Below are 10,431 nucleotides of genomic sequence, written 5' to 3'. Positions count from 1 at the left end.
GGGGAGGAAGGACCTTTCTTCAGAAAGGTCCTTCCTCCCCTCCCCACATCTGCATCCCTACCCTTTCATCCTAATAATAACCTCACCGCCGGGGACCATGCCCTTGAGCGCACCGAGCATCCCCTTGATGCCGCCGGAAAGCATCTGCGCCGTAAAGGGGTTAAGCCCCACGGACTGACCGTTGACGGTGACTTCAATGCTCCCGCGCGCGGCCACGCAATCGCCGGGCGTCTTCTCTCCAGCCACGATGCGCTGCGTCATGGCGGTACAGTCCGCTTCCCCGCAAGCTCCGCAATCCAGCGCGGGCAACAAAAAGCCCTTTTCAAGAACCAGATCGACCAGCGCATCCAGATCTTCGGCCGTGAACGACGGCAGCCCGGGGAGCTTGTTGTCCCCATACGTAGCGAGCGCCAGCTCGGGGCGCAGAGCCTTGCAGCCTTCCGGAAGCGCCGTCAAAAGTTCCGGGGTGGTCCGCAAACACAAGATACGCGGCAGCCAGCCGATGGTTTTGCCTCCTTCCACCAGCAGGATGTCCGCATCCAGCAGAGGGACCAAATCCCGGAGGAAGCACGGATGCCCCCAATGGATCATGGCTTCGCCCTTGCCGTCCTTCGTATTGCTCAACCCCACGATGGTCCGTTTCGGGCCCATCAAAAGCGCGGTATCCGTGTCCGGCTTGTCCAGTTCGTGATGGGTGTGTTTGGCAATGGCGACTTTGAGGCCTCGGGCTTCCAGGCACTCGGAAAGCCGGGAAATGAGCGTCGTCTTGCCGGAATTGCTGAACCCTATGATACTGATGGCTTGCATACGGATCTCCTGTGGTAAAATTTTTTGGTTCCCACGTGCCGGATACCAAGGGGTTGTCCGGGCGGGTACAAATTATGACACCCCGCCGCGGGGGAACGCTTTTTTGACTTTCCCGTAATACACTACAACTCTTGTCAAAAACAGAAAAAACGATTTTTACGCGATGTTGGCACGCACATTGCTATAGATAAAGTAATTCCTTTCTTCTTTCTTCATCACTTTCTTCCTCCCATAACGGCCCGCTTTACGCGGGCTGTTCTGGTTTCAGAGACCGGGCTTGACTCCGAGGACGCGAAACCGTAACCAGTCCCCACATCACTACACGCAGGCCGCACGCCTGTCTTATCCCGGAGGAACCCCATGTCCCTGTGTCCCTGCGGCTCCGGCCGCCCCTACGAAGAATGCTGTGAAACCTATACCGAAGGCCGCGAAACCGCCCCCACCGCCGAAGCGCTCATGCGTTCGCGCTATGCCGCCCACACCCTCGGCAAGTATGATTACCTCAACGAAACGGTGCATCCGAGCATCCGTGACGAGGCCGATCATGAAGACATGAAGAAATGGTCGGAAGCCGTGGAGTGGGAAGGCCTTGAAATTTTCTCCACCAAGGACGGCGCCGAAACCGACGAGACCGGTGAAGTATCCTTTGAAGCACGCTATTCTGTCAACGGTATGCCCCAGTCCCTGCGTGAGGACGCTTTCTTCCGCCGTGAAGACGGCCGCTGGTACTACGTGGACGGCAATGTCCACGGCCAGGACCCGTACCGCCGCGAAACGCCCAAAGTCGGACGTAACGAGCCTTGCCCCTGCGGCAGCGGCAAGAAGTACAAGAAATGTTGCGGCAAATAGACCCAACCGTCAACGCATGATATGAAAAAAGGGAACTTCGGTTCCCTTTTTTTGTACGCCATCTCTGGCGTTACAGCATCGACGTCCGCAAGGCCGCTGGTTCGGCATCGTTCATATTCGTAGAATGCCCGGCCATCTGCTCGGCTCCGGGGGTTTCCGCCGCCTTCGGCCTCGGGGCCATCGGCTGGCGGACTTCATGCACGTCGCCGGGCTGGAACAACTGCTGCGGCGCTTCCCGCTCCGCTTGGGTGCCCTGCGGGGGAACCGGCTGATGCGGGTTCTCCTGAATCGCGGGGGCGGCCACGTTGACACCTTCGGGCAGGGCATCTTGGCGCAAGGCCGCAAGGTACTCGGAAACCGTCACAAACTGGCAGCCGTCCGCAATGAGGCGATCAAGAATTTCAGGCAGGGCTTCTATGGTCTGCTCATGCGTATCGTGGAACAGGAAAACGCCGCGCAGCTTCTGGCCGCTGATGAGCGTCTTCATATTTTCGATGCTCGCCCGCTTGGACCAGTCCATGCTGTCGATGGACCACAGCATGATGTCCGCCCCTTCGGCCTTGGCTATCGCCACAGTGTTGGCGTCAAAATTTCCGTACGGCGGCCGGATGTAGCGCGAATGCACGCCGAGTTTCCGCAATAATTCCTGAACACTCAGGATTTCGCTCCGTTGCGCGTCAACGGAAAGGTGGCGGAGCGACTTGTGCGAATAGGTGTGGTTGCCGATTTCGTGCCCTTCCTGCTGAAGGCGTACAATGAGCTCGGGGTGGTATTTGACCTGTTTGCCCACAACAAAAAACGTGGCATGAATACCCCGCTCCCGCAGGATCTCCATCAGGCGTTCCGTGTGGCTGCTCGGGCCGTCGTCAAACGTCAACGCGCAAAGATTGCTCCCCTTGCTCATTTTCAAGATGGCGCGACCGTCCACCACCGTCCCCGCGCCATCAGCGGAAGCGTTTCCGGGGAACAACGAGACCCCTGCGCACAGCAGCGCGGACGCACAGACACGAATCAATCGGGCGAGAATCATGACGCGGCCTCTAAAAAACGGCAAGCACGGCTTGTCAAAAAAGTTATACGCAAGATGCGGGGCAAGCTCTAGCACGGAGGCGCTTCCCCCGCAAGGCTTCATCATACAGGCTTCAAAAGAAAAGCACAGTCCCTGATTTCACTCAGGGAAAGAATATCTTCATCCTTTATCTTCGCGCCAAACATGCCGTTTCCACAAAGCACGTTTGCGTCTCCCGGCTGCCCGTCCCTCCCAACGCGCCAACGGCCAGCAGCCCTACGGATTCCCCTGCCTCAAAAACCTTTCCGCAAAGGGCTAGAGTCTTCTCCCCAAAAAAGGAGGCCGCGCAAACGGAATCCCGCCGCACAGCCCCCTTTCAGCCTCATGCCTATAGGACGCTCCATAAACAGGAGCCTTCCTCTCTTTTCTTTATTGTTTGCCTTCGATCTTCGCCCACGAATCCTTGAGCGTCACAGTCCTGTTGAAGACAGGCGCACCGGGCTTGCTGTCCGGATCGACACAGAAATACCCGAGGCGCTCGAACTGCACGCGGGACCCGGCGGGGAATTCCGCCAGAGCGGGTTCGACCTGCGCGGTCACGACACGCATGGAGTCGGGGTTCAGCAGATCCGTGAACTCCACGCCTTCGGGCGTATTGCCGGGCGTCGGGGACGTAAACAAGTGCTCGTACAGGCGCACTTCGGCGGATACGGCGTGGGGCACGGAAACCCAATGGATGGTGCCCTTGATCTTGCGTCCGTCGGGCGTGGCCCCGCCCTTCGATTCCGGATCATAGGTACAGCGAAGCTCCACGATGTTGCCGTCCGCGTCTTTGATCACGTCCTTGCACGTGACATAGTAGGCATAACGCAGGCGGACTTCCGAACCGGGGAAGAGGCGGTGGAACTTCTTCGGCGGATCTTCGCGGAAGTCGTCCCGCTCGATATAAAGCTCACGGCTGAACGGCACCTTGCGGCTGCCTTCCACGCTGCCGTCCTGACTGAAAGGCATGTCGAACCATTCCACCTGCCCTTCAGGATAGTTCTCGATGACGACCTTGATCGGATCGAGTACGGCCATCGTGCGCGGCGCGATCGCGTTCAGGTGCTCGCGCACGCAGAACTCGAGCAGGCTGTATTCAACCAGATTTTCCGCGCGGGCCACGCCGATGCGCGAGCAGAAGTCACGGATGGCTTCCGGGGTGTATCCCCGGCGTCGCATCCCGCAAATGGTGGGCATACGGGGATCGTCCCAGCCGCGCACGAACCCGCCCTTCACGAGCTGGATGAGCTTGCGCTTGGACAGCACGGTGTAGGTCAGGCCAAGGCGGGCGAACTCGATCTGCTGCGGGTGGTACACGTTCAGCGCGTCGAGCACCCAGTCGTACAGCTCGCGGTTGTTGACGAACTCCAGCGTGCAGATGGAGTGCGTAATGCCTTCCAGCGAGTCGGACAGGCAGTGCGTAAAGTCGTACATGGGATAGACGCACCACTTGTCGCCGGTCCGGTGGTGTTCGGCATGGCGGATGCGGTACAGCGTGGGGTCACGCATGACCACGTTGGGAGAGGCCATGTCGATCTTGGCGCGGAGCACATGCTCCCCGTCGGCGAACTCGCCGCCGCGCATCCGGTGGAACAGATCGAAGTTTTCCTCGATGGAACGGTTCCGGTATGGGCTTTCCGTGCCCGGCTGCGTCAGCGTGCCCCGGCTGGCGCGGATTTCCTCGGCGCTCTGGCTGTCCACATACGCCTTGCCGTCACGGATGAGCTGCTCGGCGAACGCATACAATTGATCGAAGTAGTTGGAAGCGTAATATTCCCGATCGTCCCATTCGCCGCCGAGCCAGTGCACGTCTTCACGGATGGAATCCACGTATTCGGTATCTTCCTTCACCGGATTGGTATCGTCGAAGCGCAGGTTGCACAGCCCGCCGTACTCTTGCGCCAACCCGAAGTTGATGCAGATGGATTTGGCGTGGCCGATGTGCAGATAGCCGTTCGGCTCAGGAGGGAACCGGGTGTGGACTTTCCTGCCGAAGCGCCCGGAGGCGTTGTCCTGATTGATGCGGACGTGCAGAAAATCCAGTCCGACGCTGTTTTCCGGTGTGGAGGAAGCCGTTTCCGTGGAGGAAGCATCCATGTTCATGAACAATCCTTTGCTGCCGCCTTCAGAGGGCGGCTGGCGTTTATGAAACCGCGAGGTTCCGTTTGAGAGCTAGTTTTTCGGGGGTACGATGCCGGGGGCTTCGCCCTGCTGCACGGGGGGCTGAATCATGGGCATACCGCCCTTTTCGGCTCCGGCGGGAGGCATGGCTTTGCCGCCCATGCCCGCTGGCATACCCATTCCGGCGGGAGGCATTCCCTTCTGGCCGCCCATATGGGATTTCATGAAGTTGTCCCATTCGCTGCGGCAGATGCCGCCGCTCTTGTCGGCGTCGATCGTGTCGAAGGCGGGGCGCTTCATGCCGGGGACGGCAGCCTGGAACTCTTCCCAATCCACCTGTCCGTTGCCATCCTTATCCATCTGTTCAAAACGATCGGGGGCGGCATACGCAGGCGCGGCACACAGGGTCAGCGCCGCCAGAAAAAGCAATTTTTTCATAGTGGTCTCCTCAGGATTCTCTCCTGACGGGTTAATGGCATGTTTTCACAGTGTAACCACTCTCTTTCCGGGGCGCAAGCACGGGAGAGGGAGGAAAAGCTGGAAGAATCGGGGGAGGGGGAGGAGAAACTTTCTGCAGAAAGTTTCTCCTCCCCCTCCTCAATGCCTCTCTGTCCTCAAATATCTTCGTTAGCGCTTCGCGTAGGCTTTGGGCCCTTCCATATAATAGTCACCGCCCTCGACATCGCCCACGACGATGACGGGGAAGTCCACGACCTCCATCGCCGCCAGCGCTTCCGGGCCGAGCTCGGCATAGGCCAGCACCGTATACGAACGGATGCAGCGGGACAGCAGCGCCCCGGCGCCGCCGGTAGCCGCGAAATAGACCGTCCCGTAACGCTGCATGGCGTCCTTGACCGCCTGCGAACGGTTGCCTTTGCCGATCATGCCGGAAAGCCCCTTTTCCATCAGGCGCGGCGCGTAGGCGTCCATACGGCCTGAGGTCGTCGGCCCGGCGGAACCGATGGCCTGCCCCGGCTTGGCCGGAGAGGGCCCCACATAATAAACAATCTGATCGCGCAGATCCACGGGCAGGGGCTCTCCCCTGTCCAGCGTCTCCACCATGCGCTTGTGGGCGGCGTCGCGGGCCGCGTAAATGGTTCCCGAAATGAGGACTCTGTCACCGATATGCAGTGAACGCACCTTGTCTTGAGTAAGGGGCGTCGTCAAACGGATGGGTTCGGACACGGAAATCTCCTGTTTGCCCCCGCGCCTGAGGCGGGGACTGGAAGTGATTACAGTTCCGCCTCGGCGTGGCGCGCAGCGTGGCAATTGATGTTCACCGCCACCGGGAGGCTGGCGATGTGCGTGGCGCAAAACTCCACGTTGACCTTGAAAGCCGTGGTCGTCCCGCCGAGCCCCTGCGGGCCCGTCCCGAGATCGTTCAGGAGGCCGAGGAGCTCTTCCTCAAAGGCCGCATACCGGGGATCGGGGTTGCGGGTGTCCACGTCGCGCATGGCGGCGCGTTTGGCGCACAGGCCCGCCAGCTCAAGCGTACCGCCGATGCCCACGCCGACCACCATCGGAGGACAGGGGCTCGAACCGGCGGCCTTCACCGTATCCACCACAAATTTCTTCACGCCTTCAATGCCGTCAGCGGGGACGAGCATCTTGAGGGCGCTCTTGTTTTCACTGCCCGCCCCTTTGGGCGCCAGCTTCAGGCGGATGCGATCGCCGGGCACAAGGCGCACATGCAGCACGGCGGGCGTGTTGTCCCCGGTGTTCTTGCGCTCGAACAGCGGCTCGGCCACGGAGGATTTCCGCAGATAGCCTTCCGTATACCCTTTGGCGACCCCGGCGTTGACGGCCTCTTCAAACGAACCGCCCACGACATGCACATCCTGCCCGACTTCGGCGAACACGACGGCAAGGCCGGTATCCTGACAAATAGGCGTGTTCTCCGAAGCCGCGATGTCGGCGTTCAGCAAAAGCTGACGCAACACGTCCTTGCCGGAAGGCGAGGCCTCCCTTTCTACAGACGACTCGATGGCCCGGTACATCACATCCGGCAAGCGGCAGCAGGCGGCGACGGCCAGCTCCGCGACGGTATCCGTTATGGCTGAAACATGAATTTCGCGCACGGCACTCTCCTCAAGCATAAAGACGTAACAAAACGAACCGCCTCGGACACGACACGGCGGGGGAATTCCCGCCTTGTTTGGGTTCTCACTGTTATCATGCGACTGTGCGGCGCACAAGCGCCGCCGAAAGAATAAAGATCAAACATTCTCCCCGGAACGGCGCGCTTTGCGATCTTGCCGTATGCTGGCTAAACGGGTATGATTCTTCGCTTGAGACAAAAACGGCGCCCAAGAAAGCGCTGATAGCAACCATAACCATCAGGATAGGCCCCATGAGCAACCATTTTGAAGGACTTGGCAAAACCTGGCTGACCCTTTTGAACGATCCCGAGAAGGAAGTTCCCGCCGTCGTCATGCAGGTGATGAAGGAAGGAAAGACCCGTGATTGTTGGCAGCGCAAGGACTCCAAGGAAGAAACCATGGTGCTGGCCTGGCCGGTAGAAACAGGATTCCGCGCGGGCGTCACCGTCCACGGGAACGCGGGCGAACAGCTCCGTCCCGTGTCGACCTATCCCCTGCTGGAAGGCGCGCCCAACGATATGACCGTGAACGAGACGTATCTCTGGCAAAACGAAACCGAAGGCGAAGTGTCCGCCACCTGCAACGAAGGAGCCAACCCGCTCTGGTTCTACTCGCCGTTTCTGTTCCGCGACCGTGAAAATCTCACCCCCGGCGTCCGCCATACCTTCCTTATCGCCGGGCTCGCCTACGGCCTGCGCCGCGCCCTCCTCGACGAAATGACCATTACCGAAGGTGTGGAATACGAGCGTTACGTGGCGGAATGGCTGGCCCAAAATCCGGGCAAGACCCGCCTCGACGTGCCGCAGCTCACCGTGGATCTCAGGGGCGCCCGCATCGTCGTCCCCGGCGATGTCGCCAGCGAATATCAGATCCGCGTCCCGGTCACGTCCGTAGAAGAAATGCACATCCAGAACGAAAAAATTTATATGCTGATCGTGGAGTTCGGCCTCAATACCCCGAACCCGCTCCGCTTCCCCCTCTACGCTCCCGAGCGCGTCTGCAAGATCGTCCCGCAAGCCGGGGATGAAATCGACGCCATCATCTGGCTTCAGGGCCGTATCATCGACTAGATCCCCAGCTGCCTGAGGAGGGCATTTCCCGGCCTCGGGCAGCGGCGCCCCTCCTCCGGAACGACGCAGAAAGGAGCCCCGCCGTGTCCATGCACGAAATCGAAGACTATATCGAAGAGGCCATACGGGTCGTATCCCGTTCCGATATGCCCGTTTCCGAAAAGCGGAGCATGATTTATTCGCTGCTCAGGCTGGAGGAGTACGGCGATTGCGGGTTCACCAACCTGCGGACGCTGAAAGAGATGATGGACTGCCAATACACCTTCGTCTTCGACAAGACGGAGATGTATGACTATAAGGCGAATCGGGGCTATTACGACGACCTTTCCAAGAAAGGCGGCTGTTCACAGGGCGCTCCCTATACGCTCGTCGCCCGTGATGCCGTGACCAACGAATGGGTGAAGCACGGCGACAAGGTTTGCATCGACAGCGGCTCCGACGCGTGGCGGGGCATGGTGGCCGCCGGGGCCATTGCCGGCGAGGGCGCGGCCCCCGTGGAACGGCTGGAAAATCTGGACGTGCTGCGAAAGGTGAAGAAGCTTTGGGGCCCGATGGACGACTACTTCATGCAGGCGCACGGCGGCCTCTTCCTCCTTTCCGGAGCCATTGACGATTTGCCGGAAGAGGAATTCCCCGAACACTTCGGCATGACCAAACAGGACTTTGAGGACGAATACGGCGACTAGCCGTTCTCCGTTTTCAGAACGGACCGCCACCGGACGGCCCAGTACAGCGACTTTTTGAAAGGAAACAGACAATGCGCAGCCAAAAAATGACCTTCGGTCTTGAAAAGGCCCCCCATCGCTCCCTGCTCTACGCGCTCGGCCTGACCCGCGAAGAGATGAAACGCCCGCTCATCGGCGTGGTGAACGCCGCCAACGAAGTGGTCCCCGGCCACCTGCATCTCGGCAAAATCGCCGAGGCCGTCAAGGCGGGCATCCGCATGGCGGGCGGCACGCCTATGGAGTTCCCGGCCATCGCCGTGTGCGACGGCCTGGCCATGAATCATGAAGGTATGCGCTTCTCCCTGACCTCGCGGGAAGTCATCACCGACTCCATCGAAATCATGGCTACGGCACATCCTTTCGACGCGCTGGTGTTCATCCCCAACTGCGACAAGATCGTCCCCGGTATGCTCATGGCCATGATGCGCCTGAACCTGCCCTCCATCATCATGAGCGGCGGCCCCATGCTGGCGGGACGGAACAACACCGACCTCATCAGCGTGTTTGAAGGCGTCGGCGCGGTCCGTAACGGCACCATGACCGAAGAAGAGCTGGAAGACCTGACCGAAAACGCCTGTCCCGGCTGCGGTTCCTGTTCCGGCATGTACACCGCCAACACCATGAACTGCCTGTGCGAAGCCATGGGCGTGGCCCTGCCCGGCAACGGCACGACGCCCGCCGTGTCCGCCGCCCGTATCCGCCTTGCCAAACAGGCGGGTATGCAGGTCATGGAACTTCTCGAAAAGAACATCCGCCCCCGCGACATCGTGACCGAACAATCCGTCCACAACGCTGTGGCGGCGGACATGGCTCTCGGCGGCTCCACCAACACGACCCTCCACCTGCCCGCCGTATTCGGGGAAGCCGAACTGAGCCTGTCTCTGGACATCTTCGACGACATCAGCCGCAAGACGCCCAATATCTGTAAGCTTTCTCCCGCCGGGACGCAGCACATCGAAGACCTGCACCGCGCGGGCGGCATCCCCGCCGTCATGGGAGCCCTGCTCGACAAGGGCCTCGTGCACGGCGAGGCGCTCACCGTCACCGGTAAGACGGTGGCTGAAAATATCAAGGAACTCAAGGCCCACATCATTGACCCCGACGTCATCCGTATCGACAAGCCCTACGCCAAGGAAGGCGGCATCGCCATCCTGCGCGGCAACCTCGCGCCCGACGGCGCCGTGGTGAAGCAGTCCGCCGTGGCTCCCGAAATGATGGTCCGCGACGTGACCGCCCGCGTGTTCAACAGCGAGGAAGAAGGCGTGGAAGCCATCCTCGGCGGCAAGATCAAAAAGGGCGACGTGGTGGTCATCCGGTATGAAGGCCCCCGCGGCGGCCCGGGTATGCGCGAAATGCTGACCCCGACGTCAGCCATCGTGGGCATGGGCCTCGGCGCGGATGTGGCGCTCATCACGGACGGCCGTTTTAGCGGCGGCAGCCGGGGTGCGGCCATCGGCCACGTATCCCCCGAAGCGGCGGACGGCGGGCTCATCGGGCTCGTGCAGGACGGCGACACCATCCATATCGACATCCCCGGCCGTAAGCTGGAACTGGTCGTCCCCGAAGCGGAAATCGAAGAACGCCGCAAACACTTCGTCCCCGTGGAAAAAGATGTAAAATCCCCGTTCTTGCGCCGTTACGCCAAGCTGGTGACCTCCGCATCCACCGGCGGTGCGTACAGGAAGATCTAAAGCTGTCTCCGAGCGGCT

10 protein-coding genes are annotated in these 10,431 nt (G+C 60.5%); 4 read left to right on the top strand and 6 right to left on the bottom strand.

All coding sequences use genetic code 11. The features are described from left to right. Window positions 1-57 precede the first annotated feature (57 nt). Window positions 58-807: a molybdopterin-guanine dinucleotide biosynthesis protein MobB gene (locus T370_RS0106460; RefSeq protein WP_029435176.1), complete on the bottom strand. Its 750-nt coding sequence runs from the start codon at window positions 805-807 to the stop codon at window positions 58-60. A gap of 360 nt (window positions 808-1,167) precedes the next feature. Here T370_RS0106460 and T370_RS0106455 point away from each other — a divergent pair, with 360 nt between their 5' ends. Continuing rightward, window positions 1,168-1,656, top strand: coding sequence for a YchJ family protein (locus T370_RS0106455; RefSeq protein WP_029435175.1), 489 nt, complete (start codon window positions 1,168-1,170; stop codon window positions 1,654-1,656). 70 nt (window positions 1,657-1,726) lie between these two features. On the opposite strand, the gene T370_RS0106450 is transcribed toward T370_RS0106455, so the two are convergent. From T370_RS0106450 to T370_RS0106425, 5 genes are all read right to left on the bottom strand, one after another. Next, window positions 1,727-2,686: a polysaccharide deacetylase family protein gene (locus T370_RS0106450; protein ID WP_029435174.1), complete on the bottom strand. Its 960-nt coding sequence runs from the start codon at window positions 2,684-2,686 to the stop codon at window positions 1,727-1,729. A 408-nt stretch (window positions 2,687-3,094) separates the two neighbouring features. Beyond that, window positions 3,095-4,810: a glutamine--tRNA ligase/YqeY domain fusion protein gene (locus T370_RS0106440; protein ID WP_211250492.1), complete on the bottom strand. Its 1,716-nt coding sequence runs from the start codon at window positions 4,808-4,810 to the stop codon at window positions 3,095-3,097. 69 nt (window positions 4,811-4,879) lie between these two features. Beyond that, window positions 4,880-5,266: an EF-hand domain-containing protein gene (locus tag T370_RS0106435; protein WP_005026126.1), complete on the bottom strand. Its 387-nt coding sequence runs from the start codon at window positions 5,264-5,266 to the stop codon at window positions 4,880-4,882. 189 nt (window positions 5,267-5,455) lie between these two features. Continuing rightward, the gene (locus T370_RS0106430; RefSeq protein ID WP_005026124.1) at window positions 5,456-6,013 is read right to left on the bottom strand and encodes a Fe-S-containing hydro-lyase; all 558 of its coding nucleotides are present in this window, start codon (window positions 6,011-6,013) and stop codon (window positions 5,456-5,458) included. Between the two features lie 47 nt (window positions 6,014-6,060). Continuing rightward, the gene (locus T370_RS0106425; RefSeq protein WP_005026122.1) at window positions 6,061-6,906 is read right to left on the bottom strand and encodes a fumarate hydratase; all 846 of its coding nucleotides are present in this window, start codon (window positions 6,904-6,906) and stop codon (window positions 6,061-6,063) included. Between the two features lie 272 nt (window positions 6,907-7,178). Here T370_RS0106425 and T370_RS0106420 point away from each other — a divergent pair, with 272 nt between their 5' ends. The 3 genes from T370_RS0106420 to ilvD all read left to right on the top strand — a co-directional run bounded on the left by T370_RS0106420 (window position 7,179) and on the right by ilvD (window position 10,413). After that, a complete protein-coding gene (locus T370_RS0106420; RefSeq protein ID WP_016360793.1) occupies window positions 7,179-7,997 on the top strand; it encodes a hypothetical protein in 819 nt (272 codons plus the stop codon). Window positions 7,998-8,086: 89 nt separating this feature from the next. Further along, a complete protein-coding gene (locus T370_RS0106415) occupies window positions 8,087-8,683 on the top strand; it encodes a ketohexokinase (protein WP_248604227.1) in 597 nt (198 codons plus the stop codon). Window positions 8,684-8,754: 71 nt separating this feature from the next. Further along, window positions 8,755-10,413, top strand: a complete 1,659-nt coding sequence (gene ilvD / locus T370_RS0106410; protein ID WP_005026116.1) for a dihydroxy-acid dehydratase — start codon at window positions 8,755-8,757, stop codon at window positions 10,411-10,413. Window positions 10,414-10,431: the final 18 nt, after the last annotated feature.

It is taken from the genome of Bilophila wadsworthia ATCC 49260 (assembly GCF_000701705.1).
In the GTDB taxonomy this organism is placed as follows: Bacteria; Desulfobacterota; Desulfovibrionia; order Desulfovibrionales; family Desulfovibrionaceae; genus Bilophila; species Bilophila wadsworthia.
This window is presented reverse-complemented; position numbering and strand designations above follow the sequence as displayed.

Bases quoted from the DNA above. Each gene is read 5' to 3' on its own strand.
- T370_RS0106460 (WP_029435176.1), bottom strand. From the start codon at position 807: ATGCAAGCCATCAGTATCATAGGGTTCAGCAATTCCGGCAAGACGACG.
- T370_RS0106455 (WP_029435175.1), top strand. From the start codon at position 1,168: ATGTCCCTGTGTCCCTGCGGCTCCGGCCGCCCCTACGAAGAATGCTGT.
- T370_RS0106450 (WP_029435174.1), bottom strand. From the start codon at position 2,686: ATGATTCTCGCCCGATTGATTCGTGTCTGTGCGTCCGCGCTGCTGTGC.
- T370_RS0106440 (WP_211250492.1), bottom strand. From the start codon at position 4,810: ATGAACATGGATGCTTCCTCCACGGAAACGGCTTCCTCCACACCGGAA.
- T370_RS0106435 (WP_005026126.1), bottom strand. From the start codon at position 5,266: ATGAAAAAATTGCTTTTTCTGGCGGCGCTGACCCTGTGTGCCGCGCCT.
- T370_RS0106420 (WP_016360793.1), top strand. From the start codon at position 7,179: ATGAGCAACCATTTTGAAGGACTTGGCAAAACCTGGCTGACCCTTTTG.
- T370_RS0106415 (WP_248604227.1), top strand. From the start codon at position 8,087: ATGCACGAAATCGAAGACTATATCGAAGAGGCCATACGGGTCGTATCC.
- ilvD (WP_005026116.1), top strand. From the start codon at position 8,755: ATGCGCAGCCAAAAAATGACCTTCGGTCTTGAAAAGGCCCCCCATCGC.